Source organism: Sorangium sp. So ce1014 (genome assembly GCF_051521505.1).
Classification (GTDB): Bacteria; Myxococcota_A; Polyangia; order Polyangiales; family Polyangiaceae; genus Sorangium.
The window spans coordinates 11,451,591-11,471,435 of sequence record NZ_CP150356.1; the positions used below are offsets into that span (position 1 = coordinate 11,451,591).

A 19,845-nucleotide genomic window follows, 5' to 3' on the forward strand; every position below is an offset into this window, starting at 1 on the left:
GCCCGCGGCCCGGAGCTCAGGCGCAAACCCGGTTTCTCCCGGTGTTCTTCGCGTGGTAGAGGCGCTCGTCGGCGCGCTTGATGAGGTCGTTCGCGGTGCGATCGCCCTCCTGCAGCAGCGCCACGCCGACGCTGATCGTCACGCGGATGCTGTCGGCCTGGAAGACGAAGAGGTGCTCCGCGACCTTCTGTCGCAGCGTCTCGCCGAGCGCCGCGGCGCCCTCGATGGACGTCTCGGGCAGGATGATGGCGAACTCCTCGCCGCCGTACCGCGCAAAGACCTCATCGCGGCGGATGCGGCTCTGCACGATGCGCGCGACCTCCTTCAACACGAAATCGCCGGCCAGGTGGCCGTGGACATCGTTGATGCGCTTGAAGTGGTCGATGTCGAACAGGAGGATCGCGAGGTCCCGCTCGTGGCGGCGGCCGCGGATGATCTCGCGCTCGAGCGCCTCGTAGAGGTAGCGCTTGTTGTGGATCTGCGTGAGACCATCGATGATGGTCATCCGGTAGATCTCTTCGTGGTATTGCGCCTCCACGTCGGCGCCGGACAGGAATTTGAAGATCGTGGGGCCGATCTTCACCCTGTCTCCGTTCTTCAGCACCACCTCGCGGGAGATCTGCTCATCGTTGCAGTACGTCCCGTTGGTGCTCCCGTCGTCGACGACCATCCAGGCGCTCGGCCGCTGCTCGAAATGGGCGTGCCGCCGTGAGACGGAGTCGCCGTCGAGCACGATGTGGTTGTCCGCCCCCCGGCCGACCCGCGTCGGGTTGTTCTCCAGCACGAACCGCTTGCCGAGCAGCGTGGGCTCCTTCGTGTAGATCACGACCAGGCAGTCGGTCGTGTTCTTGCTGCCGCCGCCCGGTGGGGGCTGGACCACCTGCGTTACACGAGTCTTTTCGTCGAAGTCACTCACGCGCGCTCAGCCCAACCCGTCGTGCGACCTAGCCTCGACATCGTTCGAGCTCTTTCCGAGACGGAACCTACCGGGGCGCGGCTCTGCAGTCGCGATCCAACGGCTCGATATGCCCTAGCTCGCCCAACGTCAAAGCGTACTGACATGCCCCGACTCCCGTCAAGACGGCCATCCGGGCGGAGCCGTCTTCGGTGCTTCCTCCGCCTTCCCGACCCGACAACGGCGCACGTCGCCCTCTGCGCTCCGTCGTACCCTTCCACGCTCTCGGCTTGTTCCCCGCACGCCGTCCGCCCCTCGCCGCCGCTTGCTCTGCACTGCATCGCCTGTGCTCGCTGACGCGCCTTGTGGGGCGTTGTGCGCTTGTATCGCAGTGAAGGCGCCGCCCCTTTCTCTCGTGCAGCCCGCGCTGCCGTCGATGCGGCTCTCTCTATGCGTTTCCCGGGCGCGCCGCCACCCATCCGGCGAGCGGTTGAGCCGGCAGGGGAGAGAATGGTTCGCTGGAGCACGATGTGTCTGTTCGGCTGCCATGCCCGCGTTCTGCGGGGATGAGGCTCTGTGAGTTCTGCCTCAAAACCAGGGCGCATCACAACGCTGAACTGAGCGCTGCGCGCGCCGCGACCGCGCTGCGCGCGGGCCTCTTTGCGAGCCGTGCCGGTTGGTTGACTTGGCATACGGGGTGCGTAGGATAGACCTGCGTCGCGGCGGAGACCTTTCCCCCCCAGGTCCGTCGCGACGTTTTTCATTTCAGGCTGCCCCGTGCCCATCTCCACCCCCGGCGCGGCCGCGTGTTCCTTCCTGAGATGATTCCCGGAACAGCTCGTTCCTCGGCTAGCGATCATGCTCCGTCGCTGCTGGAACGGTTTGCCTCGAAAGGCATCCACGGGCCCAGCCGGAGAAGGCGTCGAGAAACCGACCTCGGCAGCAAGTAGAGTATTGACGACCCGAGCCCTGCCGGGCGGGTGCCGGCGCGAGAGCCCGGGCGGCGTCGGTCACGAGGGCGACGGGAGCGTCGCGCGCAGCTCGCCGCCATCGAATACCCAGAGCTCGCCCGGTCGTCCCTGGGTCCAGGCTTCGTTGGTGGTCAGCGGGGTCGTCGCGACCACGGCGACGCGATCTTTCGGGGTCGTGACCGCGGAGAAGTCGACGCGGATGTCGTCGTCCACGAGCGTCGCGATGCCGAACGGGGCCTTGCGGACGATGTAACAGAGCCGGGTCGCGCAGCGGGCGAAGAGGTGGCGCCCGTCGCCGAGCAGGAAGTTGAACGTGCCGTCCCGGCCGAGCTCGCTGCCCAGCGTCGCGATCGCCTCCCAGAGCTCGCTGGTCCGGCGCGGGTAGGCCGGGAACGCGCTGCGGAGCCCCTCCAGCAGGTAACAGAACGCATGCTCGCTGTCGGTCGTGCCGATGGGGTTGAAGCGGCCCAGCGCGCGGCGCCGGACGCGGCGCAGCGTGCCGTTGTGCGCGAAGACCCAGTGGCGTCCCCAGAGCTCCCGCACGAACGGGTGCGTGTTGGCGAGCAGGACGTCGCCGCGGGTGCGGCGCCGGATGTGGCCGATCGCGAGCAGCGTCTTGATCGGGGTCTCGCCGAGGAACCGCGCCAGCGGGCTATCGCAGGCGGGGCTCGGGTCGAGGAAGACGCGCGCCGCGCGCCCCTCGAAGAACGCGAGGCCCCACCCGTCGGCGTGGGGCCCGGTGCGGCCGCCCCGGTGCCGGAGGCCGTTGAACGAAAAGACGATGTCGGTGGGGACGTTGCACTCCATCCCGAGGAGCTCGCACATGCTCGCGGCGGGACCATATCACCCCGGGAGGGGTGAGGCGCAGCATCAACGATCGGGCTCGCCCTGCAGCGACGCGCGCGGGATGGAGTGGACGAGATCGATGACCGCCTTCACCGTGTCGACCGGCGTCTCCGGGATGATGCCGTGGCCGAGGTTGAAGATGTGCCCCGCGCGCCCGCCGGCCTCGGCGAGCACCGCCCGCGCGCGGCGCTCGGCGACGGCGCGCGGCGCGCAGAGCAGCAGCGGATCGAGGTTGCCCTGCAGGGCGCGGTCGTGGCCGATGCGCTGCCACGCCTTGTCGAGCGGCGTGCGCCAGTCGACGCCGATCACCGTGCCGCCGGCGTCGCGCTGCGCCTCGAGGAGCGCCCCCGTGTTCGTGCCGAAGTGGATGACCGGGACCCCGGTCGCCTCGAGATCGCGGAGGATGTACCGCACGTGCGGCTGCACGTGCTCGCGGTAGTCGTCGATCGAGAGCGAGCCGACCCACGAGTCGAACAGCTGCACGGCCTGCGCGCCGGCGGCGACCTGGGCGCGCAGCAGGCGGCGGACGACCTCGGAGATCTTGCCCATGAGCGCCGACCACGCCTCGGGATCGCTCCACATCAGCTGCTTCGTGAGCCGGTAATCGCTCGATTTGCCCCCCTCGACGAGGTAGCTCGCCATGGTGAACGGCGCGCCGGCGAAGCCGATGAGCGGCGTCTTGCCGTCCAGCTCCTTGCGGATGAGGCGCACGGCGTCGAGCACGTAGCCGAGGCCCTCCTCGGGCTCGAACACGCGCAGCCGCTCGATACCGGCCCGGTCGCGCACCGGCTCGTGGATGACCGGCCCCTCGCCCTTCGCGAACTCGAAGGGGGCGCCCATGGGCTCGAGCGGCAGCAGGATGTCGGCGAAGAGGATCGCCGCGTCCATCCCGAGCCGCAGCGGCTGGAGGGTCACCTCGAGGGCGAGCTCGGGCGTCTTGCAGATCTCGAGGAGCGTGTATTTCTTCCTGAGCTCGCGGTACTCGGCCATGTACCGGCCGGCCTGGCGCATGAACCATATGGGCGTCACATCGGTCGGCTCACGCCGGCAGGCGCGCAGGAAGCGATCGTGCATGGAAGGCTCCAGGATGGGTCGAGGGGGCGCCCTCGGGCGTCCCTTCATGTCCGTTCAGCCATCTCCCGGCAATGGGTTTCTGGGAGCGCCGGCCCGCGGCTTTCCGGGAACGCCTGACCCTGTATTTTTGGGAGCGCGGCGGCCGACCGGGGGGGTGGGCGGGCCCAAGGGGCGACCCAAGCACCGGACCTAGCGCCGTGTAGACTAGGAATCTATGGCGCGTCCTTCCAGACCTCCCGGCTTTGACATGACGTACAGGCCCGAGAAGCGCATCGCGTTCGGGCCGCCGATGAAGGAGCGCATCCCGGCGCTGCTCTACCTCGGCTTCGCCCTCAGCGTCTCGGCGGTGATCTTCTATGGTCAGAACGCGCCTTCGAGCTCGCGGATCTTCCAGTACGTCGTCGAGGGGGATCGCCATCGGCTCGTGCCCTCGAGCGTGTGCGCCATCATCCTGTGCGTGAGCGCGCTCGCGATGGTGCTTCGCGAGCAGATGCGCGGCGTGATCGTGCACCCGGACGGGATCGAGCTGCGCGAGCTGCTCGGGTTCGGGCTGCCGCGCGTGCGGCGCTTCGCCTGGTCGCAGATCGACCGCATGGCGGTGCCCTCCGCGCAATCGACGGCCGGCGCCGCCGGCGGCGCGGGCGCGGCGAACGGGGGCAAGCTCGCGAGCAACGTCCGGCTGGATCTCTGGGACGGGTCCCGCACCTGGCTGCCGGACGTGGGAGACAGGATCGCGCTGTCGGTGATGCTGGAGCGGGTGGCCCTGGCGCGGGCGATCCCGATCGAGGGGGGGACCGGGCTGATGGACGACCTCGGCAGCCCCCTCCAGGACGACGGCTGACCTGGCCTAGGCCGCGCTCGCGCCGGCCTTCCGCTGCGCGAACTCCTCGCGCACGCCCCTCCGCAGCTCGGGATCGAGCAGGAGATCCGCGCACGTCATCGCCATCGCCTTGGCGGCGATCAGCATCGAGTCCTGGCCGGAAGCGCTCGCGGCCTTGGCGGCGAACGCGTGCTGGTGGCAGGTCGTCTCCCCCTTGCCGCAGATCGCGATCCACGGGTGGATGGCGGGGAGCGCGTGGGACACGTCGCCCATGTCGGTCGAGCCGGTGCCGACGGCGGGGTCCATCTCGACCGGCGAGCGGCCGAGGGCGCGCAGGTGCTCGCCGAAGCGGCGCGCCATCTTCCGGTTGTTGACCATGTTCTTGTAGCCGCCCTGGTCGACGAGGGTGAGCTCCACGCCGCTCGCCATGGCCGCGCCGTGGGCGCAGCGCTCGACGATCCCCCGCACGCGGGCGAGCTCGTCGGTGTCGAGGGCGCGGACCGAGAACTCGGCCACCGCGACCTCCGGGATGATGTTGACCGCCTGGCCGCCGTTCTTGATGAACCCGTGCACCCGGACGCCGTCGCGGAAGTGGACGCGCTGGCCGTCGATCAGCCGGAAGGTGTCGAGGCAGGCGGTGAGCGCGCTGTGCCCGTCCCACGGCGCGAGCGCGGCGTGCGACGGCTTGCCGCGGAACTGGAGCTCGAGCCAGGTGCTGGCCAGCGTGTCGTGGGCGAGCAGGTCGCGGTCGAACGGGTGGAACATCATCGCGGCGTCGACGCCCTCGAAGGCGCCCGCCTCGAGCAGCCGGATCTTGCCGCCGCCCCCCTCCTCGGCGGGCGTCCCGACCAGATCGATGGTGCCGGCCACGGCGTCCTTCTGCCGGGCCAGCGCGAGGAAGGCGCCGAGCGCCCCCGCGGCGATCAGGTTGTGCCCGCAGGCGTGGCCGATCTCCGGGAGGGCGTCGTACTCGGCGAGGATGGCCAGGTGGGGGCCGTGGCCCTGCCCGATGCGCGCGCGCAGCGAGGTGGGCATGCCGGCGAGCCCGCGCTCGACCTGGATGCCGTTCTTCTCGACGGCCTCGGCGAGCCACGCCGCGGCCTTGTGCTCCTCGAACCGGAGCTCGGGGCTCGCGTGGATGCGCGCGGCGATCTCGCGGAGCTCAGGGGAGAGGTCGTCGATGTCACGCGCGATGCGGCTCGGGTCGAGGCTCATGGGCGGGCGATACTACCCTGGATCCGCGCGCCTCGCCTGGGCCATGGTGGCGCCGGCGGAGGAGCTCCGCCGCCGGCGCCCGTCCGCGACGATGCCGCGCGGTCGGGCTTCCTCGCCGTTCTCATGGAGTCAGGATCCTCGAATGGTCGGACTGCGCCGCTCCTCGCTCCTCCTCGGCCTCGCGGCGATGCTCGCGCCGCCCGCGCTCGCCGCGTGCGACGCCCCGCGCGCGCGTCAGGAGGCCCCGCCGGCGGCCTCGAGCGCGGCGCGTGCGCCGGACCGGGGCGCGGCGGCGCAGGCAGGGCCCGCCCGCGTCGCGGTCGAGGCGCGGGCGATGGGGACGAGCCTGCTCCTCGCCGCCCACACGAGCGCGGCGATGGACGAGGCGGCGATCAGGGCCAGGCTGGAAAAGGCGATCGCCGAGATCCGCAGGCTCGAGGGGCTCATGACGACCTGGCGGCCGGAGAGCGAGCTGTCGCGGGTCAACGCGGTGGCCGGGAAGGGCGCCGTGGAGGTGAGCCCGGAGTCTCTCGCCGTGATCGAGAAGAGCCTCTGGATCAGCGAGCGCTCCGGGGGGGTCTTCGACATCACCTTCGAGGCGATGCACGGGCTCTGGAAGTTCGATGAGGACATCGACGACAACGTGCCGCGGAGGGACGATGTCGAGCGGGCGCGGGCGCTCATCGATTACAGGCAGATCAAGCTCGATCGCGCGCAGCGCACGGTGATGCTCGGGAAGCCGGGAATGCGGATGAGCCTCGGGGGGATCGCGAAGGGCTACGCCGTCGACGCCGCGGCGCGGGTGCTGCGGGCGGAGGGGCTCTCGTCGTTCTTCGTCCAGGCAGGCGGGGACCTCTACATCGCCGGCAAGAAGCCGGACGGGTCACCATGGCGGGCGGGCGTCCGGGATCCGCGCGGCAAGGACGCGAACGACTACTTCGCGATGATCGAGGTCGAGGACCACGCGTTCTCGACGGCGGGCGACTACGAGCGGAGCTTCATCAAGGAGGCCCGGCGCTACCACCACATCCTCGATCCGCGGACGGGATTCCCGGCGTCCGAGAGCCGGAGCGTCACCATCTGGGCGAAGGACGCGCTGACCGCGGACGCGGTCGACGACGCGGTGTTCATCCTGGGGGCCGAGAAGGGGCTCGCGCTCGTCGAGTCGATCGAGGACTGCGGGGCGGTGATCGTCGACCGGAGCAACAAGGTGTGGGTGTCAAAGCGGCTGGCAGGGAAGGTCGAGGTGCTCCGCCAGCCGACGGATGGGCTGTAGGCGGGGCCCTGGTACCCGATTCAGTTTCTCATCCTCATCACCGCGGAGATCCTGCGCGACCTCGCCGTCGAACTCCCCCGCTCAGCGCCACCCCCGACCCGCTCGCGCTCGCGACGCGCGGCGCTTCAGCCCTCGAAGAGCTCGTCCAGCGTCCTGGCAGCGAGGATCCGCTCGGCCCATACCGCGAGTCGCTCACCGGACGCAGCGAGGATCTGCTCCCGCCTCGCCTCGGGCACCTCTCCGAACCGCGTCCGGAGCTGGCGCAGCAGCACGGCACGCTGGCCCTCGTCGAGCCCCGCGCGCCGCCCCTCGTCGAGCCCTGCGCGCCGCCCCTCGTCGAGCCCTGCGCGCCGCCCCTCGTCGAGCCCTGCGCGCCGCCCCTCGTCGAGCGCCGCCTGGCGCTCGCGGGCCTTGATGGCCTCGATCTCGGGGTTGCCCTTGCGCTCCAGCGCGCGGACGACCTCACGCTCGGCCGCCGCGCCGTCGAGCAATGCGCGGACGGGGACCGGACGGACCAGGCACGGATCCTCGATCGTCGCGTCAGGCGTGAGCGGCACGAACCGCCCCTCGGCCGCCGACCATTCGGCGACCTCGTCGCGCTTGACGAAGAGGGCGAAGACGCGGCGCACGCCCCGGGCGAGGAGATCCTCGGCCTTCTCGCGCACGTCCCGCATCGATTGCTCGTTGACGATCTCGAACGAGAGCTCCTCCAGGTACCGGCGCCCCGTCGCCGGATCGGTCCCCGCCCTGCGGATGGAGAGGTCGGTGGCGAAATCCGAGCCCTCGGCGACGCGGGTGATGAGATCGGCCGCGCCGATGTAGCCGGGCCGAAGGTGCGGCGCGATCAGGAAATCCAGCCGCACCTGCTGCTCGGCGTGCGGCTCCAGCGCCGGCGCCGCGACGACCTTGCGCCCGCGGATCAGCTCGTCGCGCGTCACCTCCGGCGCCACGAGGTGCTCATCCACGGCCGGGAAATGCGCCCGCCGCGTGTCCGCAGGCGGGAGCTTGGCCGCCGCGCCGCCCCGGGCGGCCGGGGCGAGCAGGAGCGCGGCACCGGTCGGCTTCGGATCCATGAGGACAAGGCTAGCACGACGGCGATCCCACGAGCCTCGCCGCCGCGCCAGCGCGCGCCGCGGGGCCGCTCCCGGAGCGCGCGCCGTCACCGCCGCCCGCGGCCGTCACCGCCCCCGGTACACCGGCTTCCGCTTCTCGGCGAACGCCCGCAGCGCCTCGAGCCGATCCTCGCTGCGCAGCGTCTCGTCGTAGTGCACCCGCTCGATCTCGAGGCCGAGATCCAGCGGCACGTCGTAGCCGTCCTCGATCGCCCGGAGCGCCGCCGCCTGCGCGATGGGCGCGCCGCGCGCGATCGGCTCGATCCACGCGATCGCGTCGTCGACCACCGGCGTCCCCTCGGGCGATACCCGGTTCACGAGCCCCCAGGCGAGCGCCTCGGCCGCGGTGAGCTTCCTGCCGAGCAGGATCATCTCCTTCGCCCGCGCCTCGCCGACGACGCGCGGCAGCCGCTGCGTGCCGCCCGCGCCCGGGATGATGCCGAGCGACGTCTCCGGCAACGCGAGCTCGACGTGCGGCGCCGCCACCCGGAGATCGCAGAGCAGCGCGAGCTCCAGCCCCCCGCCGAACGCGACCCCGTTGATCGCCGCGATCACCGGCTTCGGGCTCCGCGCGAGCACCCCGAGCTCCGTTCGGTACAGCCCCACCTGCCGGCGGACGTCGTCCGGGCTCATGCCCTGCCGCTCCTTGAGGTCGGCGCCGGCGCAGAACGCCTTGTCCCCGGCGCCCGTGATCACGAGCGCCCGCACCTCCGGATCGTCCACGAGCTCGCGCCCGAGGCGCCCGAAGGCGAGCAGCGCGTCGCGGGAGAGCGCATTGCGGCGATCCGCCCGATCGAGGGTGAGCACCGCGACCGCGCCGCGCCGGTCGAGCTTCACGGGAGAGGCGTCCGACATGGAGCCTCCCTAGCCGACGAGAGCGGCGCGGCAAAGAGGCGCCCTCACTTGGCGTCGGCCGCCTTCTTGGCCTTGGTCCCCGTCGCCTCGAGCTTGCCCAGCCGCGCCCGGATCTCCGCGTTGTCGCGCCGCAGCGCCTCGAGCTCGTCCCGCAGCCGGTCCAGCTCGCGCTTGCCCGCCCCGCCGAGATCGCGGAGCACCTCGCGGATCCGCCGCCGCACCCGGCCGTCGAGATCGCGGTCGAGCTGCCGCTGGAGCGCGCCGCGCGACCGGCCGTCGCCGAGATCGCCCAGCGCGCGCGCGACGTCGACCCGGAGGTACGGATCCGGCTGATCGAGCAGCTCCTCGAGGAGCTCGCGCGTCCGCCGATCGGTCGAGAGCTTCGGCAACGCCAGGATCGCCGCGCGGCGCCCCCGCGTCGGGATGCCGTAGCGCGTGCGGGCCGTCAGGTGCGGCACGGCGCGCTCGTCGCGCAGGTTCGCCAGCCCGTCGATCACGCCGCAGCGGATGACCTCGCCCCAGGAGGGACGGTCGAGCAGGTCGATCAGCGTGTCGAACCCCGCGCTCTGCCGCGTGGCCCCGAGCGCCCGCGCCGCCTCGGCCTGGACCAGGTAGCTCGCGTCGCGCAGGGCGAGCTTGCCGAGGAGCTCCGCCGCCCTGGCCGACCTGAAGCTGCCCAGGGCGCTCGTGACCGCCCGCCTCACCTTCGGGTGCTCCACGCCCGCGTTGCCCTCGATCAGCGCGAACGCCGCGCTCGACTGGAGCGCGCCGAGCGCGCTCGCCGCGGCGGCGCGCACCCCCCAGAACTCGCTCGCGCCGGAGAGCGCCTGCCCGAGCGCCCGCGTCGTCGGCGGGTCGTCGCGCCGCGAGAGCGGCTTCGCGGCGAGCATGCGGCCGCGCGCCGTCGGCGCGTGGGCGAGCTGCGCCCGCAGCAGATCGGCCGGCGCGTCGATCTTGACCTCCCCCAGGATCCTGAGGTCCGGATCCACCACGACGAAGCGAGGACGCCGCGGGAGCGGGATGACGAAGGTGTGCGCCTGCTGGTCCACCCGCCGCACCTCGCGGCGCACGCTCGATCCCTTGCCGTCCGCGAAGCCGAAATCGAGCACGAGGTCGAACGCGAAGACCGGCGGCGTCGAGGCGTCCGGCTGGAGCGCGTGCTCCCGGCTGGGGTGCTGCCCGGCCGCCTGCGTCTGCTTCACGGTGACGGTGCACTGATCGCCCTCGAGCTCGATCTTCACGTCGAGCTCGGGGTGCCCGGCGCGGAAGACCCACTGCTCGAAGAAGCGCTCCAGCGACTTGCCGCTCACGTCCTCGAACGCGCGGGCGAGATCCCGTGTCTCCACGACCCCGCGCGCGTGGCGCGTCAGGTAGGTGCTCACCCCGCGCCAGAAGAGCTCGTCTCCGAGCTCCCGGCGGAGCAGGTGCAGCACGAGCCCGCCCTTCTCGTAGAGGTGTCGATCGAAGACGTCGAGCGGCGCGTCGTAGTCCTGACAGACGATGGGCCGCCGGTAACGCCCGCGCGCCTCGCCCAGGTACGCGTCGAGATCGGCCTTCACGCTGTGATCGTACTCGTCGGCGCCGAGGTGGTGCTCCCGATAGACGTGCTCCATGAAGGTGGCGAATCCCTCGTTGAGCCAGCCGTGCGACCAGTCGCGGCACGTCACGAGATCGCCGAACCACTGGTGCGCGAGCTCGTGCGCGATGAGGTCGTCCGACGAGATGTCGAGCGCCGCCCGCTCGTCGAGCAGGATGTGCTCGTACATCGTGGTGGCGGTCGTGTTCTCCATCCCGCCGAAGATGAAGTCGCTCACCACCACCTGCGCGTAGCGACGGAACGGATACTTGACGCCGAGCTTCTCGCTGAAGTGACGGATCATGTCCGGCGTGCGCGCGAACGTGCGGCGGCCGTCGTCCTCGCGCCCCTTCGGCACGAAGTACGCGAGCGGGATGTCGAGCGCCGCGTCGTCGATGCGGGCGAATTCGCCCGCGACAAGCGTGAACAGGTAGCTCGGGTGGGGCTCGTCCAGCCGGTAGTGGAAGACGCCCGCCTTCTGCGATCGCGCGTCGCTCTCGAGCTCGCCGTTCGACAGGCAGTACCAGCCCGGCGGCACCTCCGCGCGGAGCTCGGTCGTCTGCTTGATATGGGGCTTGTCGATGCAGGGGAAGATGTGGCGCGCGTCCTCGTCCTGGCACTGCGTCCAGACCTGGCGCGGGCGGTCGGGGACGTGCTCGTCCGGCTGGAGGAAATAGATCCCCCGCCGCGGCGTCGCCCGGTACCGGACAAGGATCGACACCTCGGCCTCGTCGAGCGGCACGGCCACGCGGAGCGTCTCGCCGTCGTAGGTGTGCTCGGCCGGGTGGAACGCGCCGCTCGCCGCCTTGCCCGCGCCGCGCCGGGGCTTCGCTGCGCGCCCGGCGCCGGCGCTGATCTCGACCGCCTCCAGATCGAAGCCGACGGCGTCGAGCGCGACCTCGCGCGCGGCAGGGTCGACGCGGACCACGTCGAGCCGCGCCGTGCCGCGGATCGAGCGCTCCGCGACGTCGAGCGCGAGATCGAGGGCGATGTGGCGGATCGTGAACGGGCGCGAGCGCTCGTAGACGCGCCTCGTCCCGGCGAGCGCGAAGGGGCGGGACGCGAGCGCGAACTCGGACGACGAGAGCGCGGAACCGCAGGCACAGCGCGAATGGAGCCGGTACTCTAGGGACATCTCGGCGGAGTTTCCCCGCGCGGCGCCCGGCGCTGCAAGCAAGAACTCATGCGCCGGAGCGGGCGGCCGGGCCGCTCAGCTCGTCTTGAGGCCGTCGAGCACCTCGAGCGCGAGCTCGTACTTGCCGAGCGGCGGCATCAGGTAGGCCCCCTGCACCCGCTCGCGCACCGAGAAGAGCATCTCGCGGGCGATCTTCACCCCCTCCTTGCGCGCCTCGGGCCCGGCCGGCACCTTGCGCATGCGCTCGCGGATCTCCTCGGGGATCTGCATGCCAGGCACCTCGTTGTGGAGGAACTCGGCGTTCTTGTAGCTCACCAGCGGGAGCACGCCGATCAGCACCGGCATCTCCAGGTGCTCGATGCGCCGCAGCACCTTCTCGAGGAGATCCTGGTGGAAAATAGGCTGCGTCATGATGATGTCGGCCCCCGCGGCGCGCTTGCGCTCCAGGCGCGCGACCTCCTTGTCGAGGTCCGGGGCGCCGGGCTCGAGCCCCGTGGCGAGCAGGAACGACGTCTTGCCGCCCGGGATCGGCTTGCCGGCCGGGTCGAGGCCGCGGTTCATCGTGCTCGCCATGTTGAGCAGCCCGATCGAGTCGAGGTCGTAGACGGCCGTCGCCTCCGGGTAGTCGCCGACCTTCGGCGGATCGCCCGTGATGATGACGAGGTTCTTGATGTCGATCGCGTGGGCGCCGAGCAGGTGCGCCATCTGGCCGATGAGGTTCCGGTCGCGGCCGCAGACGTGCAGCATCGGCTCGATGCCGTAGCGCTGCACAAGGAGCGAGCAGAAGGCGAGGTTCGTCATCCGCGCGGTGGCGCGCGGGCCGTCGGCGACGTTCACGACGTCGACGCCGCTGTCGATGAGCATCTTCGCCGCGCTGAGCGCGCTCTCGGGGCTGAGGCCCGGCGCCGGGTTCACCTCGACGGAGACGACGAACTTGCCCGCCGCGATCTTCGCCGCGAGGGGGCTCCGCTCGCCGAGCGGCGTGGGCTCGCTCCCCGTGGGCGCGTCCATCGTGATGTGCGGGCGCGCGGCGACCTCGGGCGCGGCGCCGCCCCGGAGCATGCGGGCGGATTTGGCCATCCACTTGACGTGCTCCGGCGTGGTGCCGCAGCAGCCGCCGATCATCACGGCGCCCGCCTGGATCATGCGGCGGGCGAAGACGTCGAAGTACTCGGGCGTCGCCATGTAGAGCATGCGGCCGTCGACCGTGCGGGGCAGGCCCGCGTTCGGCTGCACGCAGAGCGGGAGCCCCGCGGTCGCCATCCGCTCCGCCATGGCGAGCGACAGCTGCGGGCCGTCGCCGCAGTTGACGCCGAGCAGGTCGACGCCCCAGTCCCGCAGCGTCCGGGCGACGCGCTCCGGCTCGCTGCCGTCGGCCACGACGCCGCTCGTGTCGAACGTCATCGACGCGAGCACCGGGAGCCCCGGCGCGGCCTTCCGCGCCGCCTCGATGGCGAGCTTGATCTCGTCAAGATGGCGAAATGTTTCAAGAATCAGGAAGTCTACGCCCCCCTCGGCGAGCGCGCCCGCCTGCTCGGCGAACGTGCCGGCCGCGGCGGCGAGGTCGTCGCGCGTGGCCACGCCGGGCACGAGCCCGGTCGGGCCGATCGAGCCGGCGACGTAGGCGTCGCCGCCCGCGACCTCGCGGGCGATGCGCGCGCCCGCGAGGTTGAAGTTGCGCACCTCGTTGACGAGCCCGTACCGCTCGAGGCGGAACCTGTTCGCGCCGAAGGTGTTCGTCTCGATGACGTTCGCGCCCGCCGCGAGGTAGTCGGCGTGGACCTTCTTCACGAGGTCGGGGCGCGCGACGTTGAGCTGCTCGAAGTTCTGGGTGACGAACACCCCGCGCTCGTAGAGCAGCGAGCCCATCGCGCCGTCGACCACGAGGATCGAGCGCCGGAGCGCGTCGAGGAGCGGGGCTTCTGGTCTCGTGCGGGACATGGGGCGCATCGTAGGGTCGGTCCGGCTTCTCAGGAAGGGGGCGCTACGCGGTTGACGTCGCGGTCAGGATCTCGGTAGGCAGATCTCGAGATGAGCACGCCCCGATGGCTTCACGCATTCGCCCTGGCGGTCTCCGCCGCTGCTCCGCTCCTCGCCGCCTCCTCGCCGGCGCACGCCTGGGATCCGGTGGTGCACCGCTCGGACGCGGGTGTGGATCTCTACCTGTGGAGCGCCCGCGTCCTCGGCGCGTCGATCGCCGCGGTCCCCTTCATCCAGTTCGAGCCGACGCCCGATCTGTTCGTCAACCTGAAGTTCCCGCTGGCGCTCTCCCTGAACGGCCCGGGGGATGTCGAGGATCCGCGCGACGGCCAGTCGCGCGCGGGGCTCGGCAACCCGACGTTCACGCTCTACTACTCGGACAGCAAGCGCAAGCTCACGTGGTACGCGGGCGGCCGCGCCGGGCTGCCGCTCGGCGTGGTCGACGACTTCGACTGGCGCGTCGCCACGGGTTACGCGTCGCGGGCGATGGCCTATTACGATCTGCACCTCTGGGCGGCCGACACGCTCCCGATCGGCGGGCTCGGCGGCATCGAGTACCGCTTCGGGCGCTCCTTCGTGCTCCGGGCGGGCGGCGACCTCACGTTCTTCGTCCCGCTGCAGGACCGCGGCCGGCGCGGGTTCCTCGACGACTCCGACGATCTCGACGTGGTGTTCCAGGCGAAGATCGAGCCGGAGTTCCAGAGCCGCGCCGGCTTCGGCGGCGGCGCGGCGCTCCAGACCGTGTGGGTCCCGTCCTCGATCTACAACGATCGGGGGCAGGTCTCGCTGCTGCCGTATTTCGTGTACGACAGCCAGAAGAGCTTCTTCATGCGGGCGGGCGCGCTCCTCGCGCTGGACGCGCCGCTCGGGCCCGCGTTCGACCGGGAGAAGGTGGCGTCGCTCTATCTGCAGTTCGGCGGGCACATCGATTAGCGCGCCGGGCGGCTCGACAGGGCGAGGGATGAACCGCAGGGGCACAGGTGTCGTGTCGGGCAGGACGGCGCCGACGGCGCGCTCGCCCGGGCCCCTCGCCGTCGTCATGGAGGCTCGAACATGACCCGTCGCCGCGCCCTCGCCTGGGGCGCCGCCGCCGTCGCTGCGGTGACCCTCGCGCTTGTCGGGCTGAAGCTCTTCCGGTTCCCGCCGGACACGACGCCCGAGGGCGCCTACCTCCGCATCGCGTACAGCGTCGGCGCCAACGATCTGCGCACGTGCTTCTCGTACCTCGAGGACCGGGCGCAGCACGCGGCCTACACCATCCGGGACTACCGGCTGAAGGCGAGCGAGCGGATCGAGGCGAGCTACCCGGAGCCGGAGCGCACGCGCCTGCTCGATCAGTACCGCGCGCACGCGATGGCCGAGGACGGGGCGGACGTGTGGGTCGACATCGCCACGACGCAGGGCTTCGTCGCGCGCCTCCGGCGCGACGTGTCGGGCATCGCGAAGGTGGAGGTGACGGGCGAGCGGGCCACGGTCGAGACGGCGCGCGGCACGCGGTACCCGTTCCGGCGGCGGGACAACGGCATCTGGGGGCTCACGCTCTTCACGGCGGACCTGGTGGCCGAGGCCGAGCGGGCGGCGAGGGACTGGGACGTCGTGGAGAAGGCGGCGCTCGATTACGAGCGGGGGCGGTGAGCGGGGCGCCGCCGGAGCGCGATGCGTGGGGGCGATTCATCGGCGGCCGCGGGGAGCGCACCCTCGTGGAGTTGAGTCGCGCGGACGCTTCGGCGATCGATCCAGAGGCGAGAGAGGCAGCGCTGCGACAGCTCGGCGTCGACCCAGGCGCCTGGATCGCGAGCGGGACCGAGGCAGAGGTCTACGGCTTGACGGACGAGCGCGTCCTCAAGCTCTATGCGGATCCCGGCCGGGTCGGCAGGGTCGAGGTGCTGAGGAGATTCTACGATTCCCTGCGCGCCGACGGGCTGACCTTCGCGCTTCCGCGGATACACGACGTCACGCCCATTCGAGGGCTGCTCGCCGTCATCGAGCGCCGGATCGAGGGGAAGCCGCTCTCCGAGCTGCTCCCTGATCTCGATGCCGAAGCCGCGCTCACGGCGCGAGAGCGCTACCTCGACGCTGTCACGGCCCTGGCGGAGATCAAGTCACCTCACGGCGTGTCGCAATATCTCTTGTTCGACGAGTCCGGGTCGAGCAGCGCGCGGGCTCAGGGGTGGTATGAGTTCGTCTACCGCCTCGCCGAGGTCAAGATCGAGCGGCAGCGGGCTTCCCTGGAGGCGGACGTGGTCGATCTCTCCGCCAAGCAGGCCCGGCTCCGTGAGCTCTATCTCCGTCAGAGGTACGACGGCCCGCTGAGCGTCGTGCACGGGGACTTCTTCCCGGGAAATGTGCTGATGAGCGACACCTGCAGGGTGACCGGTGTCATCGATTTCGGGAGCTTCACCATGTTCGGTAACCCCTTGTACGATGTCTCCCTCGCGTGCGTGCTCTTCGATATGTACGGACCCAAGAGATCGTCAGTCCGTGACGAGCTGGTCGCTGTCGCGTTGCGCAAGGTCGGCGCAGAGGCAGAGGGAAGGCTGTATCGCTACGCGATGGCCTATGCGCTCATATCGTGTGACCTGTACTCCGGGGCGGACGGCTTGCGGCCGGATGAACACTACAGGTGGGCCGTAGATCTCCTGAACACGGAGTCGTACTGGCAACGCATGGAGTAGCCTCGCGGGGCCGCAGCGTGCCCTGACCGCCGCTCACCCCTTCGCGATCCGCCCGAGCGCCTCGTCCGCCGACAGCAGCACCTGCTCCCACTCGTCCAGCGCGTTCGGCCAGTGCGGCGCGAAGCGCAGCACGCCGTCCGGGATCGCGCAGGCGATCCCGAGGCGGGTGAGCTCGCCGTAGAGCGCCACCACCGAGACGCCGCCCGGCGGCCTCACCCCGAGCGAGCACGATCGCAAGGCCGGATCCGCCGCCCGGAGGCTCTCCCAGCCGCGCTCCCGCAGCGCCTCCTCGAGCGGATCCAGGAAGCGGTTCGCGTGCTCGTGGATCCGCTCGACCCCGATCTGCAGGATCAGGTCCACCGCCGCCTCGAGCCCGGCGTAGCCCGCCGCGTTGAGGTTGCCGCCCTCCACGAAGTCGGCGCGCCGCCGGATCGGCCGGTCGTACCGGAGCTTGCCCGGGCCCTGGAACAGGAAGCTCACGCCGTCCTCGTGGCTCAGCCAGCCCGCCACCGCCGGCCGGAGCGCCGGCAGGCGCTCGCGGCGAATGTACAGGAAACCCGTGCCCTCCAGCCCCATCAGCCACTTGTGGCCGCCGCACGCGAGGTAGTCGACCCCGGCCGCCTCGAGGTCCACCGGCGTCGCGCCGACCGCCTGCACGGCGTCCACGCACAGCTCGGCGCCGTGCGCGCGGCAGAGCGCGCCGATCGCCGCGAGCGGCATCCGGAGGCCCGTCTGGAACTGCACGGCGCTCACCGCGACGAGCCGCGCGCCGCGCCGGAGCTCGTCCTCGAGCCGGGCGAGGCCCGTGCCGCTGCCGTCCGCGAAGCCGCCGAGCGGCAGGAACACGATCTCCAGGTCGAAGAGCGCGGCCGCGCGCTGCCACGGGGTCACGTTCGCCGGGAACTCCCCCTCGAAGAGGATCACCCGGTCGCGCGGCCGCCACGGCAGGCACAGGGCGATGTCGGTGAGCCCGCGCGTCGTGCTCTGCACGAGCGCGATGTCGTCAGCCGCCGCGCCGATGAGCCGGCCGAGCTTCTCCCGCAGACGGAGCCGCTGCGCGCTCCACGCCGGGAACGCGGCCGCCCCCTGCGCGGCGTAGTCGTCGAGCAGCGCCATCATCGCGAGGCGCACCGGCCGCGACGGGGGCGAGATCCCCGCGTGGTTCACGTAGACGAGCGGCGCGAGGTGCGGGAACAGGCCGCGGTCGCCGAGCTTCGCGGTGAAGGACCGATCGTTATCGATTTCGGCGGTGTGTCGCATCGGCTGGCTTCCCCCGGCGCTCGCCGCGGACCTTGGCGAGGTAGCGCGGCGGCGCGCCCTTGCCCGCCGCCGGCGGCACGAGGCAGTGCGGCTTCGTGCCGATGAGATCACCGCGGCCCGCCTTGATCAAGGCCTCCCGCGCCTCGTCGTGGTGCGCCGCGTCCCAGTAGAGCAAGAGCGCCTTCTGGAGCTTCTTCTCGCGCAGGTCCTTCGCCGTGTACACCGGCTCGCGCGTGAGCGGGTCGATCCCCGTGTGGTACATGCACGCGGCCATCGACATCGGCGTCGGGATGAAGTCCTGCACCTGGCGCGGCCGCATCCCGTTCTTCTTCAGGTACACGGCGAGATCGACCATGTCCCGGAGCGTCGAGCCGGGGTGCCCCGAGATGAAGTAGGGCACGAGGAACTGGTTCTTCCCGGCCTCCTCGCTCGCGCACCGGAACTGCTCGGCGAAGCGCTCGTAGCTCTCGATGCCCGGCTTCTTCATCTTGTCGAGCACGTCCTTCTTGCTGTGCTCCGGGGCGACCGAGAGCTGGCCCCCCGTGTGGTGCGCAGCGAGCTCCTCGATGAACTCGGGCGACCGCTCGGCGAGGTCGTAGCGCACGCCGGAGGCGATGAAGACCTTCTTGATCCCCTCCTCCTCGCGCACCGCCTTCATCAGCTTGAGCAGCGGGCCGTGGTCGGTGTTCAGGTTCTCGCAGACCTCCGGGAAGACGCACGAGAGCCGCCGGCACGCGTTCTCGATCGCCTCGTCCTTGCACCGCATCTGGTACATGTTCGCGGTCGGCCCGCCGAGGTCGCTGAGCACCCCGCGGAAGCCGTCCATGCGCCGGAGCGCCCGCACCTCGCGCAGGATGCTGTCCGCCGAGCGCGACTGGATCACCCGGCCCTCGTGCTCGGTGATCGAGCAGAACGTGCACCCGCCGAAGCAGCCGCGCATCGTGACGACCGAGTGCTTCACCGTCTCGTAGGCCGGGATCGGCGCGTCGTACGACCAGTGCGGCACCCGCGTGAACGGCAGGTCGTAGAGCGCGTCCATCTGCCCCGTCTCGAGCGGGAACGCCGGCGGGTTGAAGTACACAGCCTCCGCGCCGTGCGCCTGGAGCAGCGGCCGCGCGTTGCCAGGGTTCGTCTCGAACTGGAACGCCCGCGACATCTCGGCGAACGCGCTCCGGTCCGCCGCCACCTGCTCGTAGCTCGGGAGGAGCACGGTTTTTCCGTCCGAGACGTAACGTGAGCCCTCGATCGGTTCCCACTCGCCCTTGCGCATGGGGAAGGCGGTGCCCCGGACGTCGCGGATGGACCGGACGGGCTCGCCGCGCCGGAGGCGGTCGGCGACTTCCCAGACGGCCTTCTCGCCCATGCCGAAGATGAGCAGGTCGGCCTTGGCGTCGAGCAGGACCGAGCGGCGGACCTGGTCCGACCAGTAGTCGTAGTGGGCGATGCGGCGGAGGGACGCCTCGATGCCGCCGAGGACGATGGGGACGCCGGGGAACGCCTGGCGGCAGAGGTTGGCGTAGACGATCGAGGCCCGGTTGGGGCGGAGGCCCACCTGCCCGCCCGGCGAGTACTGGTCCTCGCTGCGGACCTTCTTCTGGGCGGTGAGCTTGTTCAGCATCGAGTCGAGGTTGCCGGCGGTGACCCCGACCATGAGCCGGGGCACGCCCATCCGCAGCAGGTCGCTCGGGTCCTGGTAGCGGGGCTGGGAGATGACGCCGACGCGGAAGCCGCGCCCCTCGAGGAAGCGGCCGATGATCGCCGCGCCGAACGCGGGGTGGTCGACGTAGGCGTCGCCGTTGACGATCAGGATGTCGAGCGCGTCCCAGCCCCGCGCGCGCATCTCCTCGCGGGTCGTCGGCAGGAACGCGGTGAGGTCGCGCGCGGCGGCGCCGGCGCTGCGGCGGAGCTGGAGGAGGGGCACGGCGCCGTCACCCTACGGGCCGGGAGAGCGGTCGGCAAGGGGGCGGCCGCGGCGGAGCAGGCCGGTCGGCCGGGGAAATTCGGCGGCTCGGGGCGAGCTCCGGGGGCAGGGGAGGCGGAAAAGACGCGGCCGAGGCCGCCGGCCGGGGGGCGGGCCGGCGGGCGCCGCCCGCGTTTTCGCCGGGCAAAACGCGCAAATTGCACGACACCCCGCCAGCAGATCACGAATTCGTGT

Annotated in this window: 15 protein-coding genes; 5 read left to right on the plus strand and 10 right to left on the minus strand. The window is 71.4% G+C overall.

Going from position 1 to position 19,845, the window contains the following annotated elements; translation table 11 throughout:
• Positions 1-16 precede the first annotated feature (16 nt).
• The 3 genes from WME75_RS43210 to hemE form a co-directional block, all read right to left on the minus strand.
• Entirely contained in the window at positions 17-916 is a 900-nt protein-coding gene (locus WME75_RS43210; protein WP_436623239.1) for a diguanylate cyclase, read from the minus strand.
• Positions 917-1,905: 989 nt separating this feature from the next.
• A complete protein-coding gene (locus tag WME75_RS43215) occupies positions 1,906-2,691 on the minus strand; it encodes a class II glutamine amidotransferase (RefSeq protein ID WP_437483527.1) in 786 nt (261 codons plus the stop codon).
• A 45-nt stretch (positions 2,692-2,736) separates the two neighbouring features.
• Entirely contained in the window at positions 2,737-3,786 is a 1,050-nt protein-coding gene (gene hemE, locus WME75_RS43220) for a uroporphyrinogen decarboxylase (protein ID WP_437483530.1), read from the minus strand.
• Between the two features lie 247 nt (positions 3,787-4,033).
• Here hemE and WME75_RS43225 point away from each other — a divergent pair, with 247 nt between their 5' ends.
• On the plus strand, positions 4,034-4,627 hold the full coding sequence (locus tag WME75_RS43225; RefSeq protein WP_437483533.1) for a hypothetical protein: 594 nt from the start codon (positions 4,034-4,036) through the stop codon (positions 4,625-4,627).
• 6 nt (positions 4,628-4,633) lie between these two features.
• Here WME75_RS43225 and WME75_RS43230 read toward each other — a convergent pair whose 3' ends face one another.
• A complete protein-coding gene (locus tag WME75_RS43230; RefSeq protein ID WP_437483536.1) occupies positions 4,634-5,821 on the minus strand; it encodes an amidohydrolase in 1,188 nt (395 codons plus the stop codon).
• Positions 5,822-5,963: 142 nt separating this feature from the next.
• Between WME75_RS43230 and WME75_RS43235 the strand changes: the two genes are divergently transcribed.
• Positions 5,964-7,097 carry an FAD:protein FMN transferase gene (locus WME75_RS43235; protein ID WP_437483539.1) on the plus strand — a complete coding sequence of 378 codons (1,134 nt, stop codon included), beginning with the start codon at positions 5,964-5,966 and terminating at the stop codon, positions 7,095-7,097.
• A 125-nt stretch (positions 7,098-7,222) separates the two neighbouring features.
• On the opposite strand, the gene WME75_RS43240 is transcribed toward WME75_RS43235, so the two are convergent.
• The 4 genes from WME75_RS43240 to WME75_RS43255 all read right to left on the minus strand — a co-directional run bounded on the left by WME75_RS43240 (position 7,223) and on the right by WME75_RS43255 (position 13,716).
• Positions 7,223-8,170, minus strand: a complete 948-nt coding sequence (locus tag WME75_RS43240) for a DUF4351 domain-containing protein (protein WP_437483542.1) — start codon at positions 8,168-8,170, stop codon at positions 7,223-7,225.
• Between the two features lie 105 nt (positions 8,171-8,275).
• Positions 8,276-9,064, minus strand: a complete 789-nt coding sequence (locus WME75_RS43245) for an enoyl-CoA hydratase-related protein (RefSeq protein ID WP_437483545.1) — start codon at positions 9,062-9,064, stop codon at positions 8,276-8,278.
• Between the two features lie 44 nt (positions 9,065-9,108).
• Positions 9,109-11,775, minus strand: coding sequence for a M1 family aminopeptidase (locus WME75_RS43250; protein ID WP_437483548.1), 2,667 nt, complete (start codon positions 11,773-11,775; stop codon positions 9,109-9,111).
• Positions 11,776-11,850: 75 nt separating this feature from the next.
• On the minus strand, positions 11,851-13,716 hold the full coding sequence (locus tag WME75_RS43255; protein WP_437483550.1) for a bifunctional homocysteine S-methyltransferase/methylenetetrahydrofolate reductase: 1,866 nt from the start codon (positions 13,714-13,716) through the stop codon (positions 11,851-11,853).
• 90 nt (positions 13,717-13,806) lie between these two features.
• Between WME75_RS43255 and WME75_RS43260 the strand changes: the two genes are divergently transcribed.
• From WME75_RS43260 to WME75_RS43270, 3 genes are all read left to right on the plus strand, one after another.
• Positions 13,807-14,688 (plus strand): hypothetical protein, encoded by an 882-nt coding sequence (locus tag WME75_RS43260; protein ID WP_437483553.1) that lies wholly within the window; start codon positions 13,807-13,809, stop codon positions 14,686-14,688.
• Between the two features lie 120 nt (positions 14,689-14,808).
• The gene (locus tag WME75_RS43265) at positions 14,809-15,390 is read left to right on the plus strand and encodes a hypothetical protein (RefSeq protein ID WP_437483556.1); all 582 of its coding nucleotides are present in this window, start codon (positions 14,809-14,811) and stop codon (positions 15,388-15,390) included.
• The gene (locus WME75_RS43270; RefSeq protein WP_437483559.1) at positions 15,387-16,430 is read left to right on the plus strand and encodes a phosphotransferase family protein; all 1,044 of its coding nucleotides are present in this window, start codon (positions 15,387-15,389) and stop codon (positions 16,428-16,430) included. Before WME75_RS43265 ends, WME75_RS43270 begins: the two co-directional genes overlap by 4 nt.
• A gap of 33 nt (positions 16,431-16,463) precedes the next feature.
• Here the strand turns inward: WME75_RS43270 and WME75_RS43275 are convergent, their stop codons facing one another.
• A complete protein-coding gene (locus tag WME75_RS43275) occupies positions 16,464-17,690 on the minus strand; it encodes an aminotransferase class V-fold PLP-dependent enzyme (protein ID WP_437483562.1) in 1,227 nt (408 codons plus the stop codon).
• On the minus strand, positions 17,665-19,611 hold the full coding sequence (locus WME75_RS43280) for a YgiQ family radical SAM protein (RefSeq protein WP_437483565.1): 1,947 nt from the start codon (positions 19,609-19,611) through the stop codon (positions 17,665-17,667). The genes WME75_RS43275 and WME75_RS43280 overlap by 26 nt, the downstream gene beginning before the upstream one ends.
• Positions 19,612-19,845: the final 234 nt, after the last annotated feature.